Source organism: Streptomyces sp. NPDC005435, assembly GCF_040703155.1.
Lineage (GTDB): Bacteria > Actinomycetota > Actinomycetes > Streptomycetales > Streptomycetaceae > Streptomyces.
The window spans coordinates 301,678-320,158 of sequence record NZ_JBEXEQ010000003.1; the positions used below are offsets into that span (position 1 = coordinate 301,678).

The following is an 18,481-nucleotide window of genomic DNA, read 5'->3' on the forward strand; positions in this document are numbered from 1 at the left end:
CGGGCAGGGCCGGGCGGGGAGTTGATCCCGCCCGGCCCTCGTGCCGTACCCCGTCAGGAGTCGGCGCCGACCGCCTCGGCCACCACGGGCGCGGCCAACGTGTCGTCGGACTTGGTGAGTCGGGCCGTCCGCTCGGGTTCCGGCGCCTCGGCCGGTGTCGTGCGCGGCGGCAGCAGCGCCAGTACCGCCTGCCGGTCGGTCTCGCTCGTGGCGTCGTCGTACGGGTCGGGCGTGGCCGGGACCTGGAGGCGGAGCACCGGGCCCGAGCCGAGGCGGGCGTAGCCGCGGCCCGCCGGGATGGTGTCGGGCGGGGTCGTGTGCGGGGGCTCGCCGAGCACCGCGGCCACCTGCTGCGCGGTCGCCGGACCGAGCACCACGCGCGCGCGGGTGTGCCGGCCGACCGCCTCGCTCAGGCTGTCCGCGCTGTCGAACTGCTCGGCCAGCACCACCGTGACGTTGGCCGCGCGGCCGTGCCGCAGCGGGACCTGGAGCAGCGCCTGCGGGTCGGTGCGGTGCTCCGCCTCCGCGAGGTGGGTGAAGACGGTCGGCCGGTCCAGGATCAGCCACAGCGGGCGCCGGGTGTCCTCGGGCATCGGGTCGCCCGCCTGCCGGGCCCGGTTGACCGCGAGGAGCCGCCGCTCGGTCTCCTGCGCCGCCCACTCCAGGCCCGTGACCGCGCCGGCCGGGGCGCACTCCACCCCCAGCACGCCGTCCCGGCCGGTCAGGCACGCGTACTCGCCGGTGCCGCCGCCGTCCACGATGAGCACGTCGCCGTGCTGGAGGGCCTGGAGCGCGATGGAGCGCAGCAGGGTCGAGGTGCCGCTGCCGGGGTGGCCCATGGCCAGCAGGTGCGGCTCGGTGGAGCGGACGCCGGTGCGCCAGACGACCGGCGGCACGTCGCGCTCCTCCTCCTCGAAGGAGAGCGGAAGCGTGCGCTGGACCTCGCTCTGGTCGGTGAAGCCGAGCACGGTCTCGCCGGGCGCGGTGACGAACCGCTGGGCGGCGATCCCGGCCGGCAGCGGCGGGAGCACGGACAGCGTGAGCCGGTTGCCCTCCTCGTCCCAGCCGAAGCGGTACTCGCGGCCGCGTCCGGCCTTGGCGCCGAGCAGCCGCTCGACCCGCGCGCGGGCCTCGGGGTCGCCGTCGGGGAAGTAGGCGGGGTAGCGGATCACCAGATGGCCGACGCGGCCGCCCTCGTCGAACTCGTGCTCCGCGAGGGCCTTCTCCCAGTCACCGCCGTGGGCGTACAGCGGGGCCGGGTCGTCGGCCGTCGAGAAGACGGGCACCAGGGCCTCGTACAGGGAGCGCAGCCGCTCGGCCCGGGCCGGGTCGGGACCCTCGGGCTTGGCGGGGGTGCGGTCCCGGCCGTACCAGGCCGCCGCCGCCATCAGCGCGATGGCGGCGAGCAGCGGGCCGTACGGCATCATCGCCACGACCAGGACCACGGCGGCCGCCAGGAACAGCAGCGGGCCGCGCTTGTCCTTGGGCGTCGCGGCCCACTTCGCCCGCGCGGCCGCGGCGAGGCGGCCGAGCCCGCGCGAGAGGGTGATCAGCGGGTGGAGGACGTCGGTGGCGCTGTCGGCCGCCGTCCGGGCCATGTCCCGGCTCCGGGCGAGCTGCGTGCGGGCGAGCTGCGCGCTGTCCTTGCTCAGAATGCGGGGAAGAGGGCGCCGGGCCACTGCTGTCTCCTGTGCGTGGTGCGGAGTGGGGCGTACGGGCGGGTGGTGCGTGCGCGTGGGGCGTACGGGCGGGGTGGTCCCCCTCGGACGGCGCGGGTGCCCGCCCTCGGGGGAGAGGCGCTTCAGAACTTGATGCCGCCGAGGAGGCTCGCCAGACTCTCGCCGCCGGCCTTGATGCTCGGAGCGATGGCCGTGCTCGCGAGGTAGAAGCCGAACAGCGCCGAGATGCACGCGTGCGTGCCCTTGAGGCCGTCCTTGCGGAAGAAGAGGAAGACGATGATGCCGAGCAGGACCACGCCGGACATGGAGAAAATCATGGGGGACCTCCTGGTCGAAGGGGGGACAGTCACCATGAGTACTTCCAGGATCACAGGATGTATCCATACGATAAAAGGTGCAACTGGGTGAAAAGTGCTGCTTTTCCTCCAGGTGGCGGAGCCCGCACTCCGCCGCGGGGCCGCATCCGTGCGTCCGACCGGGTCTGCCACGCCCCTCACCTCGGTCGCACCCGGCCCGGCCCGGTGCGACGAAGTACCCTGACGATTCACCTGAACGGTTGCAACGAGAGGCGGTCCGGCCGATGAGCGAAGCCCCCGACCCCGAGGTCGTGGAGCTGGCGACCAAGATCTTCGATCTGGCCCGGCGGGGGCGGACCGAGGAGCTGGTCGCGTACGTCGAGGCGGGCGTTCCGGCGAACCTCACCAACGACCGCGGCGACTGTCTGGTGATGCTCGCCGCGTACCACGGACACGCCGGTACCGTCCGCGCGCTGCTCGCCCACGGGGCCGACGCCGACCGGATCAACGACCGGGGGCAGACCCCGCTCGCCGGAGCCGTCTTCAAGGACGAGGCCGAGGTGATCGATGTCCTCCTGGAGGCCGGCGCCGACCCGGCCGCGGGCACGCCGTCGGCGGTCGACACCGCGCGCATGTTCAACAGGACCGAACTCCTGGAGCGCTTCGGCGCGCAGTGAGCCGCGCGTCCGGGACGGACAGGGCGCGCGACGGCGGGGGAGCGGTGCGAGCAGCGGGGGGAGGCGGTACAAGCCGCCGGAAATACGGTCGCGGCAGCACAGACCGCGGGTCATCATGACGACGTGATTCACGGACGCGGTGGCCGGGCAGGAGTTGCCGCACCACGCGGGCCGTGACGCGGTCCGCATGGGCCACCTACGAGAGGCAGAGAGAAATGGTCTTCGGCAAGCAAGAGACGGCGGGCGCTCCGACGTTGTGTCACGCGGCCAGGTAGTGCGTGTTCCCCGGTTGCGTCGACGCTTGATGTGAGGCTGTTTCCCATGTTCGATCCGGTCATAGCGCCCAGCGGCACCCTGCTGGGCCTGTTGCAGCGGGGCCGCGGCGACGGCACCCTGCACGCGCTCACCGCCCCCCGCGCGGAAGCGCTCGAAGCCCTCGGCCACTGTGTGCTCCATGATCCCCGCCACGACTGGCAGGTGGAGAACCGCTCCCTGTACTACGCCCGGCTCTACCTCGACCTGAACGGCGAGCTGGACGCCATCGAGGCCCACCTCTTCGGCGCCGAGGACATCCTCGACGGCGACGAGTCCCGCACCGGACTCGCCCTCGCCGTCCTCGGACACCTCGCCTCCTACGGCCGCCTGGACGCACTCGCGCTGCTGCGCCGGTACGCCGCCCACGGCGCCAACTGGGCCTGGGCCCTGGACGAGCTCGCCCTGCGCGACGACGACGCGGGCCTGCGCGCCCTCGCCGCCCCCGTCCTGGCCCGCTTCCCCGCCGGCCCGGCGGGCGACGCCGAGCTGGCCGCCACCGTGCGCGACGCCTTCGAGCCCCGGCCCTGGCGGCTGTGGGCCGAGGACCCGCGCACGTCCGTCGCCACCCGGGTGCGCACCGCGCAGGAGGCGGGCAGCTTCGACCGCTGGCAGCGGCAGATGCGGCCCACCGGACCGCGCCCCGGCTGGAGCGTGGCCGCCGTTCTCGACTGGGCCCAGCAGGGCCTGGAGCGCGGCGCCGTCCTCCATGTGCCCGCCGCCCGCTGTCTGGCCGCCGTGGCCGGGCCCGAGGACCGCGCCGAGATCCTGGCCGCCGCCCGCACCGGCACCGAGGGCGCCCGCTGCACCGCCCTGCGCTACCTCGCCGACAGCGCGGACCCCGAGGCCCTCCCGCTGATCGAGGCCGCCGTCGCCGACGGCACCACCGGGGTCGTCGAGGCCGCCGTGGACGCCTTCGAGCGGATGCGGACCGGGGCGGCCGTGGAGCACGCGCGCCGCTGGGCCGAGCGGCCCGACGCGCTCGGCGCCGCCGCCGGACGCGTCCTGGCCTGCCGGGGCACCGTCCAGGACGGCGACCTCGTCCTCGGCGCCCTGCGCGAGGCCGTACGGGGCGAAGGGCCCGACGCGCCCACCCTGTGGACCCTGGTCGACGGCGCCGGACGCCTGGGCATCGTCTGCGCGGCCCCCGTGCTGCGCCATGTCTACCGCGAGACGGCCTCCTCCCATCTGCGCGGCCGCGCCGCCCGCGCCCTCGCCGCCACCGACCCCTCCTTCGCCACCGGGTTCGCCGTCGAATGCCTGTGGGACTGCGAGGAGACCACCCGCGAACTGGCCGCCCGGCACGCCGAGACCGGCGACGCCCGCGTGGTCGAGCGCCTGCGCCGCCTCGCCGCCGACCCGGCCGAGGAGGCCGAGGTCCAGACGGCGGTCCGCAGCCGCATCGGGCCGGACGCGCAGACGATGTGACACCCGCCGGGTCCGCGTGTGCCCCTCGGCGGTACCGCATGTGACGCTCATCGGGGCCGGCCGCGCACGACGGCCGGCCCCGCGCGCGGGGCCACGCCTTTCGCCCCCCTGCGCGCCACGCCTTCGGGCCCCGCGCGGCCCAACGCTCATGGGACGTTCCCCGCCCGGACAGATCCACGTCGACGCGGACACGCCTGTCATGGCGAGAACAGCCGTATGCGTGTCGTCATCGTGACCGAGTCCTTTCCGCCCGATGTGAACGGCGTCGCCCACTGCGCCCACCAGACCGCCCGGCACCTGGCCGAGCGCGGTCACGCCCCCCTCGTCGTCACCCCCGCTCCCGCGCCCGGCACCCCCTGCCGCCCCGAGCCGTACCCCGTCGTCCGCGTCCCCTCGCTGCCCCTGCCCGGCTACCCCCAGGTCCGCATCGCGCTGCCCAGCAGACGCGTGGCGGCCGCGCTCACCGCGCACCGCGCCGACCTGGTCCACCTGGCCGGCCCCTTCGTCCTCGGCGTACGGGGCATGGCCGCCGCCGCCCGCCTCGGCATTCCCGCCGTCGCCGTCTACCAGACCGACCTTGCCGGGTACGCGCGCGCCTACCTCGGCGCCGGTGAGACGCCCGCCTGGCGGCGCATCCGCTCCGTCCACTCCGCCGCCGACCTCACCCTCGCCCCCTCCACCGCCGCCCTCGCCGACCTCGCCGCGCACGGGGTGCCCCGGCTGCGGCTGTGGCCCCGGGGCGTGGACACCGCGCGCTTCCGTCCCGACCGGCGCGACGAGGCGCTGCGCCGCGAACTCGCCCCGCACGGCGAGCTGATCGTCGGCTACGTCGGCCGCCTCGCCCCCGAGAAGCGCGTCGACCTCCTCGCCGGGGTGTGCGGCCTCGCCGGGGTACGGGTCGTCGTCGTGGGCGACGGACCCAGCCGGGCCCAGCTGACCGGGGCGCTGCCCGGCGCGGTGTTCCTCGGGCGCCGCGAGGGCGGTGAACTCGCCCGGATCTTCGCCTCGTTGGACGTGTTCGCGCACACCGGCCCGTTCGAGACGTTCTGCCAGACCGTCCAGGAGGCCATGGCGAGCGGGGTGCCCGTCATCGCGCCCGCCGCCGGAGGCCCGCTCGACCTCGTCGACCACGGCCGCACCGGACTCCTCGTCCCACCGGACGACGCGCCCACCCTGCGCGACGCCGTACGCGCCCTCGCAGCCGATCCCACGCTGCGGGCGTCCTACGGCGCCGCAGGGCGTGCGGCCGTCGAGCAGCGCACCTGGACGGCCGTGGGCGACCGCCTCCTCGCCCACTACGCCGACGTGCTCGCGGCGCGCCGTACGGCGGTGGCGGCATGACCCGCGACATGAGTCCCCGCCCGCTGCGCATCGTCCGGCTCGCCAACTTCGTCGCCCCGGCCTCCGGCGGCCTGCGCACCGCGCTGCGCGAACTGGGCCGGGGCTACCGCCTCGCGGGCCATGAACCCGTGCTGATCGTCCCCGGCGCCCGGCACACCGACCGCGACACCGGGCAGGGCCGCGTCATCACCCTTCCCGGCCCCCTGCTGCCCGGCACCGGCGGCTACCGCGTCCTGACCGCACGGGCCCGCGTCGCCGCCCTCCTGGAGGAGCTGGCCCCCGACCGCCTTGAGGTGTCCGACCGTACGACCCTGCGCTGGACCGGGCGGTGGGCGCGACGCGCCCGGGTGCCGGCCGTCATGGTCTCGCACGAGACCGCCGACGGCGTGCTGCGTACCTGGGGTGTGCCCGAGCACCTCTCCCGGCGCGCCGCCGACGCCCTCAACACCCGTACCGCGCACGTCTACGCGCGCGTGGTGTGCACGACCGAGTTCGCCGCTCGCGAGTTCCTGCGCGTCGGCGCGCGCAACGTCGTACGCGCCCCGCTGGGCGTCGACCTGACGGAACGGCATCCCGCGCTCCGGCACACCGGTCCGCGCGCCGCGTACGCGCGCGGGGACGAGACGCTGCTCCTGCTGTGCTCGCGGCTCTCCGTGGAGAAGCGGCCGGGTGTCGCGCTGGACGCCCTTGAGGTGCTGCTGCGGCGCGGACGGCGGGCGGTGCTGGTGGTGGCCGGGGACGGGCCGCTGCGGGCCCGCCTGGAGGCACGCGCCCGGGAACGCGGGCTTCCCGTCCTCTTCGCGGGCCACATCGGCGACCGGGCCGCCCTCGGCGCGCTCCAGGCGGCCGCCGACGTGTGCCTGGCCCCCGGCCCCGCCGAGACCTTCGGGCTGTCCGCGCTTGAGGCCATGGCGTGCGGGACGCCCGTCGCGGTGAGCGCGTCGTCCGCGCTGCCCGAGGTGGTCGGGTCGGCGGGGGCCGTCGCGGCCGACCACGGCGCGGGGTTCGCGGACGCGGTCGAGACGCTGCTCGCCCGGCCGGAGCGGGTACGGCGGGAGGCGGCACGCGCGCGTGCGGAGTGTTTCGGGTGGGGGGCGGCGGTGGAGGCGTTCCTGGCCGCTCATGAGGCGCCGGTGCTCGGGCGCGACACGGGCCGGGTGGACGGCCGGGTGGACGCGGGGGAGGGGGCCGTATGAGAACCCTGCGCTTCGTGGCCCTCGGCGACTCGCTCACCGAGGGCGTGGGCGACCCCGCTCCCGGCGGGCCACGCGGCTGGGCCGCCCTGCCGGCGGGCGGGCTCAGGGCGGACCCCGGGCGGGTGGAGTTCGCCAACCTCGCCGTCAGCGGGGCCCGCGTCCGCGACGTACTGCACCGGCAGACCCCGGCGGGACTCGCGCTCCGCCCCGACCTGGTGTCCGTGGCGGTCGGCGTCAACGACACCCTGCGCGGCTCCTTCGACATCCGTGAGGTCGCCGACGGACTCGACCGGGTCTACGCCGCCTTCACCGGCCGGGGCGCCACCCTGCTCACCCTCTGCCTGCCCGACCCCGGCGCGCTCCTCGGCCTGCCCGCCGCCCTCGCCCGCCCCCTGGCGCGGCGCCAGCGGGCCGTCAACGCCGTGACCCACGCGCTGTCCGACCGGTACGGCGCGGTCCACCTCCACGCCCACGAGGGCGCCTGGCTCACCGACCCCGCCCTGTGGAGCGCGGACCGGCTGCACCCCGGCGAACGCGGCCACCGCCACCTCGCCACCCGCTGCCACGCCGTACTCGCCCGCGCGGGCCTCGCCACCGGACCCCCGCCGTCCCCGGAACCCGAACACCCCGCCCCGAGCCGGTCCGAGCGCCTGTGGTGGCTCGCCACGGCGGGCACCGGCTGGGCGGCCCGGCGCTGCACCGACCTGCTGCCCGGGCTGCTGCGCCTGGCGGCCGAGGAGGTACGCAACGGCACGGGCGCCGAGCTGGACGCGCGTGCGTCGGCGGAGACGGCGGAGGCGCTGGCCGTGCCGGCTCCTTCGCGGCCGGTGCCCGCCCTCCGTCCCGCCGTCGGCCGTCGGGTGCCGGTGCGGCGATCCGGCTCCGGTACGGTCCACCCGGCCCGGTCCCCGGCGCCATGACCCCTCGTACGACCGGCTCTTGACCGCCCCGCGCGGGCGGTCTCGCGCCGGTGTGACGCCCGTCGCTTCTGCGCCGTTTGGGTTGTTGTCGGACCGAGGACCTAATCTGTGCACCGTGACTTCGCCTGCAACGACGGACAGCGTTCCGCCCCAGCTCAGCGCGGCGCCGCGCCCGGCGCCGGGCCCCGCCGCCGACGAGGGCCTGGCGCGGCGGCTGCGCGCGCTCGCCTGCACCGCGCCGCTGCACGACCTGGACGCGCGCAAGGCCAACCTGGCCGGCGAGTACTCGGTGTACGGCATGGCCGAGGTGGCGCTCGCCGCCATCGACCTGGTCACGCTCAACATGGACTTCGACACGGGCGCCGACCACGACCAGATAGTGGCCCGGCTCGTCCCGCGCATCGCCGCCCAGGCCCCGCACCGCCCCGCCCCCGAGCACGAGCGCGCCGCCCGCTGGGTCCTGGAGAACCTGATCAACGTCGGCAGCGCCGACCGGGGCTTCCGCGCGGTCTACGGCACCTTCGCGGCGGACGGCAGCTATGTGCGCCGCGACTACGACTTCAAGCTGATCGAAGAGGTGCCAGGCCCCGGCGGCACCGTATACCTGCGCACCACCGACGAGGCCGTCAACGTCCTCGTCGGCGCCCTGGACACCGACGTCACCAGCGCCCAGATCGCCGCCGAGGTCAAGCTGGAGGTGCTGATCAACCGGGGCCGGCTCGCCGACGCCCAGCTCGCCGCCGAGCAGGCCCGCTACCGCACCGTGCAGTACTCCGAGACGCTGCGCCGCGCCCTGGAGGCCACCCGGCGCAACGTCCGCGCGGTCGACTGGCTCAACGCCGTGCCCGACATGATCGCCGAGGCGCTGGACCACGTGGCGGAGCGCTACCGCCACGAGAACGCCATCCTCACCAACATCCGCAAGGCCCGCGACGAGACCGAGGAGCCCGAGCACAAGCGGCGCGCCGCCGACCTGGTCGACATCGTCAAGGACTGCATCCGCCGCCACACCCAGCTGCAGTCCCGGCTGCTGGAGGCGGGCCCGCTCTTCCGCGCCGAGCAGGACCGGCAGGCGTTCGCCACGCCCACGGGGGCCGCCGGCATCGACCTGTACGGGCATCTTGTCGCGCCGGTGCTGCCGTTGCCCGTGGAGCAGGCGATCCGGGTCACCGACGCGTTCTTCGCGCGCGGGACGGGGTTGCGTACGCCGGTGTCCGTGCGGGTGGCCGACCTTGTGGACATTCTGCTGACGCCGCCTGTGGAGCGGGAGCATCTTGGGGCGGAGATGCCGGAGCCGGACCTTATCGAGACGCCGGACGACAGTCGGTTCACCGACGACGAACTCGCTGCCGCCAAGCAGCTTCTCGACCTTCCGGCGGATGCCCCGCGCCGACTGTCCGGGCTGCTTGCCGAGGCTCGCAAGACCCCGGACGTCGGTGGCGAGGACCTTGCCTATCTGGTCGCTCTGCTGGCGATCCACGCGGCGAGTCCCCCTGTCGGTACCGCCTACCGGCAGGGTGAGGAGAAGCTGCTCTTCGCCGTGGACGACGGCATCGAGTTGGACGATCCCGGATTCGGTGGGGCCGATCTCATCGTGGGCACCGCCCTGTTGGACGCGGCTGGGATGGCTGCGGATCGGACGGAGGGGGCGTGATGGTTCTGCCGGTGGGCGCGTGCGGGTTCGTCGTGGCTTGTCGCGCCCACGCGGCGGAGCCGCATGATCGAACACAGCCCCGCGCCCCTTATGGAGTTGTCCCGCCCCTCGTTTCTCAGATCAGCAAGGAGTCTCAACCGTGAGCGAGTACGTCGAGTGGAGTGACGCCGAGGCCCCGGCGCCGCCGGTGACCACTGCCGTCACGCCCGCCGACGCCGCCGACGCGGCTCGGCTCGTCGCCTTCGGGCTGCAGCCGAAGTTGCAGCCCGCGCGGGATCAGGAGTACACGGATCTGCTGCGGCGGTACCGGGAGGACCCGCCGTTCGCGCGACTCGCGGATGCCGTGGCCAGTGGGCTCGGGCTCGTCGTCCTTGAGGTGTCGGCGCGGGCGGGGATGGCGGTGACGGCGGCCGAGGACTCGGTGTTCGCGGTGCGGATGGGCGACTACGCGCGCCGGACCACCGCCGACTCCGGGGACCGGTTCCTGCACGGCCTGGCGCATCTCTCCGTCGCCGCGCTGGCGTTCCCCCGGCCGGAGGACCTGGCCGACGACTCGTACATCGGGCGGGTGACCGTCAACGGCGTGGACGCCTTCGTACGGCAGGCGTGCCGTCGCCTGGAGGAGCAGGCGCAGGAGGAGGGGGAGAACACCGACCCGGCGACCGACGCGCCCGGCCTGGAGGCCGCCTGGCGGATCTGGGCGCGGCGCAGCGCCACCGGTGCCACCAAGGACGCCCGGCGCCCGGCCGCCTCCACCACCGGTATCGTCGCCAAGGCGCTCGGCTTCCTCACCGACTCCGGGTTCCTCCAGCGCACCGGTGACGAGGGCGGCGGCACCTACCGCACCACGGCCCGCTACCAGCTCCAGGTACGCGACATGGCGGGCGGCGCGGCCCTCGCCGAGCTGCTTGAGCTGGGCATAGTCCCGGACACCGGCGCCTCCGCGAGCCTGCTGCCCGCCGAGGAGTCCGACGACCTGGACCTGGTCGCCGACGCGGGGCTGCCGTTCCACTCCTGACGGCACCCGGGCCCCGCCGCCCCCGACGCACCACCGCACCCTGTTCGAAGCCTTACGACGAGAGTCCGCCATGTACGAGCTGTCCCGCGTCCGCCTCTACTCCATCGGGCCCGCCGGCGCGCGCTACGCCGACACCGTGCTCGACATGCGCGGCGTGGGCGCCCCCGTGCCCGACCCGGCGCCCACCCAGGCGGAGTTCTTCGAGGAGGAGCCGTCCGGACCGCCGCGCCGACCCGCGCCCGCGGGCGTGCTCTTCCTGGAGAACGGCGGCGGCAAGTCCGTCCTGCTGAAGCTGATCTTCTCGGTGATGCTGCCGGGCCACCGCAACACCCTCGGCGGCGCCAGCTCCGGCGTGCTCCGCAAGTTCCTGCTCGCCGACGACTGCGGCCATGTCGCCCTGGAGTGGCAGCACGTGCTGACCGGCGAGTGCGTGGTCGTCGGCAAGGCCAGCGAGTGGCGCGGCCGCCAGGTGTCCAACGACCCGCGCAAGTTCGCGGAAGCCTGGTACTCGTTCCGTCCCGGCCCCGGGCTCAGCCTGGACAACCTGCCGGTCGCCGAGGCCACCTCCGTACGCCCGCCCGTCGAGGGCACCTCCGGCGCGCAGGGCCGCCGCCGCACCATGAAGGGCTTCCGCGACGCCCTCACCGAGTCCGGCAAGAACTACCCGCACCTGGAGGTGCACTGGGAGGAGACCCACGAGCGCTGGACCGAGCACCTCGGCGAGCTGGGCCTCGACCCCGAACTCTTCCGCTACCAGCGGGAGATGAACGCCGACGAGGGCGAGGCCGCCGGTCTCTTCGCGGTCAAGAAGGACTCCGACTTCACCGACCTGCTGCTGCGCGCCGTCACCGACACCCGCGACACCGACGGCCTCGCCGACCTGGTCAGCGGCTTCGGCAACAAGCTGGGCCGGCGCGCCGAACTCATCGCGGAACGCGACTTCACGGCGGGCTCCGTCGACCTGCTCGGCCGCATCGTGGAGTCCGCCGACGCCCGCGCCCGCGCCCGGGAGATCCACACCGGCGCCGAGCGCCGCACCCGCACCCTGGCCCGCAGGCTCTCCGCGCGCGCCGTGCGCGAGCGGGTCCGCGCCGCCGACCTCGCCCAGCGGGTCACGGCCGCCGCCTACACCGTCACCCACTCCGAGGGCGCCCGCGAGCGCAGCTCCCTCGTCGCGGCCGAACTCGCCTACCGGCACGCCTCATTGGCGCTCGCCGCCGCCGAGAAGTCCGCCGCCGCGCAGAAGCGCGAACTGGCCGACGCCCGCACCCTGTACTCCGCCTGGCAGGCCGCCGAGGCCGTACTGCGCCACCGCGCCGCCGCCGACCGCGTCGCGCGCGTGTCCGCCGCGATCCAGGAGGCCGAACGCGACGCGGCCCCCGCGCTCGCCGCCCGCGCCAAGGCCGCCGTCGACCTCGTACGCGCCCTGCACGCCGCCGCCGACCGTGCCGAATCCCTCGCCAACGAGGAGGAGGAGCGCTCCGCAGCCCTCCAGGAGGTCGGTGACGGCGCCTACCGCGACTCCACCACCGCCGCCACCGAGGCACAGCGCGCCCGCAGCGAGGCCGGACATCTGCGCCAGCGCCTCGAAGAGGTCGAACAGGAGACGGCCGAGGCGGTCCGCGCCGGCTGGCTGGACGACAGCGCGCCCGACGCCGACCCGGCCCGCGCCGCGCTCGCCGCGAGCGACGCCGAGAAGACCACCGTCGCCGCCTGGGACGAGGCCCGCGAGGCCGCCCGCACGGCCGTCGAGCGCGCCCGCGAGGCCGCCGCCGCCGAATCCCGCGCCGAGCTGACCGCCGCCCGCGCCGCCGACGCCGCGACCGCCGCCGAACGCACCCACCAGGCCGAACGCCGCCTGGCCGAGGCCCTGGCCGCCGAGGACCGCCTCGCGGAGCTGCTCAGCCTGCCCGCCGTCCGCGCCGCCGTACCCGCGCAGCGCGACAGCGCCGAGGACCCCCACGACGACAGCGACAGCCCGCTCACCGTCGACGAACTCGACCGCTACGCCGACGAGTTGAAGTCCCTCCTCGACGGCGCCGTCTCCGCCGCCGAGCGCAGCCTGTTCGAGCTGCGCACCGCCGCCGCCGACGACACCCGCATCCTCGCCGCCCTCGGCGACGGCGGCCTGCTGCCGCCCGGACCCGACGTGCTGGCCACCGTGGAGTTCCTCGGCGAGCACGGCATCCCGGCGCTGCCCGGCTGGCGCTACCTCGCCCAGTCCGTCGACCCCGCCGACCACGCGCGCGTGCTCGCCACCCGCCCCGAACTGGTCGACGGCGTCATCATCACCGACCCCGACACCCACGCCCGCGCCCGCGAGGCACTCGGCGACGCCGCGCTGCTGCCGCGCTCCGCCGTCGCCGTCGGCACCGCCGCCGCACTGCTCGCGCCCGCCCCGGCCGTCGACGCGACGCCCACCGACGTGTTCCTCGTCCCGCCGAACCCGGCCATGCACGACGAGTTCGCCGCCGACGAGGAACGCCAGGCTCTGCGCGCCCGCGCCGCCGCCCGCGACGAGGAGATCCGCACCCTCGCCGCCCGCCTCGGCAAGGACCGCGAACTCGCCGCCCGCCTCTCCTCCTGGCGCACTGGCTGCCCTGCCGGACGCCTCGCCGAACTCGCCGAGACCGCCGGCGAGGCCCGCGCCTTCGCCGAGGAGACCGAGGCCGAACTCGCCGAGGCCCGCGCCCTGCGCGCCGAGGCCGACGAGAGCGCCGCCGAGGCCGTACAGTTGCGCGACGAGCGGCAGGAGTCCGCACAGCGCGCCCGCCGCGCCGCCGACGCCCTCGCCGGACTCGCCCACCGCCTCCGCGAGCGCGCCGGATGGCAGCTCAAGCTGCGCGAACTGGCCGACGACGCCGCCGAGTCCGAGGCCCGCACCCAGTCCTGTCTGGAGCGCGCCCGCGCCGCCGACGAGGACCGCCGCGCCGCCCAGCGCGCCGCCGACGACGCCCGCCGCACCGCCCGCGCCCTGCGCGCCGAGCGCGCCGAGATCGCCGGCGCCCCCGACGACGTACCCGAGGACACCGACGGCGCCCCCGAGGCGTCGCTGCCCGCGCTGCGCGAGGCGTACCGGGCGGCCTCCCAGGTGTACGAGAAGGTCGGCGTCGGCGCCGACCTGCGCGCCGAACAGGCCCGCGCCGAGAGCGACGAGAGCGCCGCCCGCACCGACCTCGACCGGCTCAGCAACAAGGTCCGCACCCGCGCCGAACTGCTCCTGACCTCCCCGGACGGCTCCGACGGACCGTCCCGGCAGGCCGCCGCCGCCCGCGCCGAGGAACTGGTCCAGCTCCTGGAGACCCGCATGTCGACCGCGAGCGAACAGCTCGGCCGGCTGCGCGGCGAGGCCGAACGGCACGCCCCCGAGGACGGCGACGCCCACACCGAACTGCCCGAGGAACTCCTCCCGCGCGACGCCGAGCACGCCCAGGCCCTGCTGCGCACCGCGACCACCGAACTCGCCGCCCGCGTCGAGGCGTTGACCGAGGCGCGCGACGCCCACGCCGAACTCCTCGACGCCCACCGCGCCGCCGAGGACGGCGCCGCCGGGTTCGACGAGATCGCCGCCATGCTCCGCGACCTGCTGCGCGAGCAGACCACCCCCGAGGACGAGCCGGAGAACCCCGAGCCCTACCCCGGCACCCTGGACGAGGCCCGCCAGGCAGCCGCCGAGACCCGCCGCTCCCTGCGCGGCTGCGCCGCCGACCTCTCCGCCGCCGACGCCGCCGTCCGCGAGGCGAGCGACATCCTGGTCCGGCACGCCAACTCCACCCGCTACGAGCAGGTCCGCACCCCGGCCCGGCAGCAGATCCGCGAACTGCCCGCCGCCGCCCTGCCCGAGCACGCCCAGAAGTGGGCCGACGCCTTCGCGCCCCGGCTGCGCGTCCTCACCGACGAACTCGCCCAGCTGGAGCGCAACCGCGACTCCATCGTGGACCGCCTGCGCGGCCTCGTGGAGACCTCGCTCGCCACCCTCCGCTCCGCCCAGCGGCTCTCCCGCCTCCCCGAGGGCCTCGGCGAGTGGTCGGGCCAGGAGTTCCTGCGCATCCGCTTCGAGGAGCCCGACCAGGCGACCCTCACCGAACGCCTCGGCGAGGTCATCGACGACGCCACCCGCGCCGCCGTCAAGAAGAACTCCGACCTGCGCCGCGACGGCATGTCCCTCCTCCTGCGCGGCGTCGCAGCCGCCCTCCAGCCCAAGGGCATCGCCGTCGAGATCCTCAAGCCCGACGCCGTACTGCGCGCCGAGCGCGTCCCCGTCGGCCAGATGGGCGACGTCTTCTCCGGCGGCCAGCTCCTCACCGCCGCCATCGCCCTCTACTGCACGATGGCGGCCCTCCGCTCCAACGACCGAGGCCGCGACAAGCACCGGCACGCGGGGACGCTGTTCCTGGACAACCCGATCGGGCGCGCCAACGCGACGTATCTGCTGGAGCTTCAGCGGGCCGTCTCCGACGCGCTGGGCGTGCAGCTCCTCTACACCACGGGTCTCTTCGACACCACGGCGCTGGCGGAATTCCCCCTGGTCATCCGGCTGCGCAACGACGCCGACCTCCGGGCCGGGCTCAAGTACATCAGCGTGGAGGAGCACCTTCGGCCCGGGCTGCCGCAGCCGCCTCAGGCGGGGGAGGCGCACAGCGAGATCACGGCTACGCGGATGTTCAAGCGGCCGACCGGTGTGAGTTCCTAGGGTTCGTGGGGAGCTGCGGGCCGTCCTGGGCTGGTCGCGCAGTTCCCCGCGCCCCTAGGTAAGTTCACGCGTCCTCTCTTATAAGGTCCGCGCACTTCTCGCCTATCACCATCGTCGTGATGCACGGGTTCACCGAGATCAGGTCCGGCATCACCGAACCGTCCGCCACCCGCAGGCCCGCGATCCCCTTGACCCGCAGACGTGGGTCGAGGGGAGCCAGCGGGTCGTCGGCCGCGCCCATGCGGACTGTGCAGGACGGGTGGTACACCGTGTTGTGGGTACGGCGGATGTACTCCAGCAGTTCGTCGTCCGTCCGGACGTCGGGTCCCGGGGCCAGTTCCGCCCCCGTCCACCTCGCCAGCGCGGGCTGTTGCGCGATCCGGCGGGCCAGGCGCAGGCCGTACGTCATGACCCGCACGTCGTGTTCGTCGGTGAAGTAGCGCGGGTCGACCAGCGGTTTGTCGCGGAAGTCGGGGGTGCGGAGCCGGACCGTTCCGCGTGACCTCGCCCGCGTCACGTTCGGGGTCAGGCAGAACGCGTTCTCCGAGGTGGGGTAGCCCCAGCGGACGGTGTTCATGTCGAAGGGGACCGAGCCGTAGTGGAACATCAAGTCCGGGCGGTCCAGGACGGGTTCGGTGTCGTAGAAGATGCCCGCCTCCCACCACTGGGTGGAGGTGGTGGGCATGGGGCGGCGGGCCTCCCACATGATGACGCCCTCGGGGTGGTCCTGGAGGTTCGCGCCGACGCCGGGGGCGTCCACGGCCACGTCGACGCCGACCTCCCGGAGATGGGCGGCCGGGCCGATGCCGGAGAGCATCAGCAGCTTGGGGGAGTCGATGGAGCCGCAGGAGACGATCACCTCGCGGCGGGCGCGTACCGTGCGGGTGTGGACGAGGTCCGGGTCCAGATACTCCGCGCCCACGCACCGCCGCCCCTCCAGGAGCAGCCGTTTCGCCCGTACCCCCGTGCGCACCTCAAGGTTCGGCCGCTTGCCGAGCACCGGGTGGAGGTAGGCGACGGACGAGGACTGGCGGACGTTGTCCTCGTCGGCGTTGATCTGGAACCAGTTGGCCCCGCGCACCACCGTACGGCCGGAGTTGAACGGCACCGTCGGTATCCCCGCCTGCGCGCACGCCTTCAGCAGAGCCGTGCCGCACGGGTCCGCGCCCTTGACCGTACGCAGCCGCACCGGGCCCCCGCGGCCATGGTGCTCGCCGGGCGCGTCGTTGTCCTCCACGCGCCGGTACAGCGGGAACAGGTCGGCCGCGCCCCAGCCGGTACAGCCCCGGGCCGCCCAGTCGTCCAGGTCCTCGGCCGGGGCCCAGAAGGCGATGCAGGAGTTGTGCGAGGAGCAGCCGCCGAGCACCTTCGCCCGGGCGTGCCGCAGGAAGCCGTTGCCGTTCTCCTGCGGCTCGACGGGATAGTCCCAGTCGTAGCCGGACTCCAGCAGGCCCATCCAGCGCTCCAGCCGGAGCACGTCGTCCACGCCCACGTCGCTCGGGCCCGCCTCCAGCACGCACACCGTGACGGCCGGGTCCTCCGACAGCCGGGCGGCGACGACGTTGCCCGCCGTGCCGCCGCCGACCACCACGTAGTCGAACGTGTCGCCGCTCATCGCAACAGCCCTCCCCAGAGACGGAATTCAGTCGGCGGCCGGCGTGCCCACGGCCGGGTCCGGCACGGTCTCCTCCAGCCGGTGCCCGGCGAGCACCCCGGTGCGGTGGCGCTGCGCGAACCAGTAGTAGGCGAACCCGCCCCCGGCGATCACGGCCACGAACAGCACCGCGCCCCAGCGCAGATACCAGTGGTACGGCGCGGTCGCGTTGTAGACGGCGGCGCGCGGCCAGAGCAGGTTGAGCGTCATGCCCGCGCCCCACAGCACGGCGACGACGTTGACGAACAGCCCCCAGCGGCCCAGCGAGAACTTGCCGTCGCCCGCCGGACGCCACTTCCCGCGCAGCCGCGCGACCAGCATCGGCGCGGTGACGCCCAGATAGGCGAGGTAGATCATGACGATGCCGATGCTGGTGACCACGGTGAAGATCTGCGGCTGACGGATGTTGACCACGAGGATGGCCAGCGCCAGCACCCCGATGATCACGGCGGGCAGCACGGGGGTCCGGAAGCGCGGGCTCACCCGGGCCAGCAGCGCGGAGCCGGGCAGGTTGTTGTCACGGGCCATCGCGAAGGCCAGCCGGATCGCCGCCGTGTGCACCGCGAGCGCGCACACCGTCACCGCGATCAGCACGCACCACAGCATCGCCTTGCCGGCCGTCGGCCCGAGCACGTCGAGCACCACGTACTGGAGGCCGTCCGTGGACAGCTTGTCGCCCTTCAGGCTGGACACGCTCATCAGCGCGAGCAGCAGCACCAGTCCGCCGAGGACGAAGGAGGCGACCACCGCGCGGACGATGGCGCGCGGGGCGTTGCGCGAGGGGTCGAGCGACTCCTCGCCGAGCGAGGCCGCCGTGTCGAAGCCGTACATGACGTACGCCGACGCCAGCGAGGCCACCAGGAAGGCGCCCAGGTATCCGGCGCTGTGGCCCGATCCGGTGCCGTTCGTCTGCAGGACGACCCCCGGGCCGCGCGTGATGTGCACGGCGAACGCGATGACCAGCACCACGCTCGCGATCAGCTCGATGAAGACGCCCGCCGCGTTGATGGTGGCCATCAGCCGCACCCCGAAGGCGTTGACCAGCGTGGTGAACAGGATCAACACGGCAGCCAGGACCACCGCGTTGGTCGCCACGTCGTACGTGCCCGTGCCGTCGCCCACGAACTGGAAGGCGGACGAGATCTGAGGCAGCGTCAGCTGGTAGGCGAGGGCGACCGCCGCGATGGAGACGATGGAGGCGATGAGCATCATCCAGCCGGCGAGCCAGCCGAGGTGCCGATTGCCTATCTTCTTCGACCAGTTGTAGACGGAGCCCGCCACCGGATGCCGTGCGGCCAGCTCCGCGAAGCACAGGGCGACCGCGAACTGGCCCAGGAACACCATCGGCCACGACCACCAGTACGCCGGACCGCCGCTGCCGTAGCCGAAGTAGAACAGCTGGAAGGTGCCGGTCAGGATGGAGATGTAGCTGATCCCGGCGGCGAAGGTGTGGAAGTTGCCCAGCGTGCGCTTGAGTTCGGGCCGGTAGCCGAACTCGGCCAGCTCGGTGTCGTCGTGATGGTGTGGGCCGGGTGACGGCTCGGTGGTGGTCATCGAGTGGACTCCTGGTGTCCTGGAGAAGGAAGTGGCGGAGGGGATACCCGTGAATTCGC

Annotated in this window: 12 protein-coding genes; 8 read left to right on the plus strand and 4 right to left on the minus strand. The window is 74.6% G+C overall.

Features of this window, described 5'->3' with window-relative positions:
- Positions 1–53: 53 nt before the first annotated feature.
- Together AB0898_RS06275 and AB0898_RS06280 are read right to left on the minus strand one after the other, a co-directional pair.
- Complete coding sequence (locus AB0898_RS06275; protein WP_366801640.1) at positions 54–1,679, minus strand: ATP-binding protein; 1,626 nt, start codon at positions 1,677–1,679, stop codon at positions 54–56.
- A 122-nt stretch (positions 1,680–1,801) separates the two neighbouring features.
- Positions 1,802–1,996 carry a hypothetical protein gene (locus AB0898_RS06280; protein WP_361116755.1) on the minus strand — a complete coding sequence of 65 codons (195 nt, stop codon included), beginning with the start codon at positions 1,994–1,996 and terminating at the stop codon, positions 1,802–1,804.
- A 263-nt stretch (positions 1,997–2,259) separates the two neighbouring features.
- Between AB0898_RS06280 and AB0898_RS06285 the strand changes: the two genes are divergently transcribed.
- From AB0898_RS06285 to AB0898_RS06320, 8 genes are all read left to right on the plus strand, one after another.
- Positions 2,260–2,652: an ankyrin repeat domain-containing protein gene (locus tag AB0898_RS06285; protein ID WP_366801641.1), complete on the plus strand. Its 393-nt coding sequence runs from the start codon at positions 2,260–2,262 to the stop codon at positions 2,650–2,652.
- Between the two features lie 321 nt (positions 2,653–2,973).
- Positions 2,974–4,392, plus strand: a complete 1,419-nt coding sequence (locus tag AB0898_RS06290) for a HEAT repeat domain-containing protein (RefSeq protein WP_366801642.1) — start codon at positions 2,974–2,976, stop codon at positions 4,390–4,392.
- 216 nt (positions 4,393–4,608) lie between these two features.
- Positions 4,609–5,733 (plus strand): glycosyltransferase family 1 protein, encoded by a 1,125-nt coding sequence (locus AB0898_RS06295; protein ID WP_366801643.1) that lies wholly within the window; start codon positions 4,609–4,611, stop codon positions 5,731–5,733.
- Positions 5,730–6,929 carry a glycosyltransferase gene (locus tag AB0898_RS06300; protein WP_366801644.1) on the plus strand — a complete coding sequence of 400 codons (1,200 nt, stop codon included), beginning with the start codon at positions 5,730–5,732 and terminating at the stop codon, positions 6,927–6,929. Before AB0898_RS06295 ends, AB0898_RS06300 begins: the two co-directional genes overlap by 4 nt.
- Complete coding sequence (locus AB0898_RS06305) at positions 6,926–7,849, plus strand: SGNH/GDSL hydrolase family protein (RefSeq protein ID WP_366801645.1); 924 nt, start codon at positions 6,926–6,928, stop codon at positions 7,847–7,849. The genes AB0898_RS06300 and AB0898_RS06305 overlap by 4 nt, the downstream gene beginning before the upstream one ends.
- Before the next feature lie 115 nt (positions 7,850–7,964).
- The gene (locus tag AB0898_RS06310; RefSeq protein ID WP_366801646.1) at positions 7,965–9,503 is read left to right on the plus strand and encodes a hypothetical protein; all 1,539 of its coding nucleotides are present in this window, start codon (positions 7,965–7,967) and stop codon (positions 9,501–9,503) included.
- Between the two features lie 139 nt (positions 9,504–9,642).
- The gene (locus AB0898_RS06315; protein ID WP_366801647.1) at positions 9,643–10,521 is read left to right on the plus strand and encodes a hypothetical protein; all 879 of its coding nucleotides are present in this window, start codon (positions 9,643–9,645) and stop codon (positions 10,519–10,521) included.
- A 70-nt stretch (positions 10,522–10,591) separates the two neighbouring features.
- Entirely contained in the window at positions 10,592–15,214 is a 4,623-nt protein-coding gene (locus AB0898_RS06320; RefSeq protein WP_366801648.1) for a hypothetical protein, read from the plus strand.
- Positions 15,215–15,278: 64 nt separating this feature from the next.
- Here the strand turns inward: AB0898_RS06320 and AB0898_RS06325 are convergent, their stop codons facing one another.
- Both AB0898_RS06325 and AB0898_RS06330 read right to left on the minus strand, forming a co-directional pair.
- Complete coding sequence (locus AB0898_RS06325) at positions 15,279–16,829, minus strand: GMC family oxidoreductase N-terminal domain-containing protein (RefSeq protein ID WP_366801649.1); 1,551 nt, start codon at positions 16,827–16,829, stop codon at positions 15,279–15,281.
- A gap of 27 nt (positions 16,830–16,856) precedes the next feature.
- Positions 16,857–18,422 (minus strand): amino acid permease, encoded by a 1,566-nt coding sequence (locus tag AB0898_RS06330; protein ID WP_366801650.1) that lies wholly within the window; start codon positions 18,420–18,422, stop codon positions 16,857–16,859.
- Positions 18,423–18,481 lie beyond the last annotated feature (59 nt).

Excerpts from the sequence above, each read along its gene's own strand:
- AB0898_RS06280 (WP_361116755.1), bottom strand. The coding sequence starts at position 1,996 with ATGATTTTCTCCATGTCCGGCGTGGTCCTGCTCGGCATCATCGTCTTC.
- AB0898_RS06325 (WP_366801649.1), bottom strand. The coding sequence starts at position 16,829 with ATGAGCGGCGACACGTTCGACTACGTGGTGGTCGGCGGCGGCACGGCG.
- AB0898_RS06330 (WP_366801650.1), bottom strand. The coding sequence starts at position 18,422 with ATGACCACCACCGAGCCGTCACCCGGCCCACACCATCACGACGACACC.
- AB0898_RS06295 (WP_366801643.1), top strand. The coding sequence starts at position 4,609 with ATGCGTGTCGTCATCGTGACCGAGTCCTTTCCGCCCGATGTGAACGGC.
- AB0898_RS06300 (WP_366801644.1), top strand. The coding sequence starts at position 5,730 with ATGACCCGCGACATGAGTCCCCGCCCGCTGCGCATCGTCCGGCTCGCC.
- AB0898_RS06285 (WP_366801641.1), top strand. The coding sequence starts at position 2,260 with ATGAGCGAAGCCCCCGACCCCGAGGTCGTGGAGCTGGCGACCAAGATC.
- AB0898_RS06305 (WP_366801645.1), top strand. The coding sequence starts at position 6,926 with ATGAGAACCCTGCGCTTCGTGGCCCTCGGCGACTCGCTCACCGAGGGC.
- AB0898_RS06320 (WP_366801648.1), top strand. The coding sequence starts at position 10,592 with ATGTACGAGCTGTCCCGCGTCCGCCTCTACTCCATCGGGCCCGCCGGC.
- AB0898_RS06290 (WP_366801642.1), top strand. The coding sequence starts at position 2,974 with ATGTTCGATCCGGTCATAGCGCCCAGCGGCACCCTGCTGGGCCTGTTG.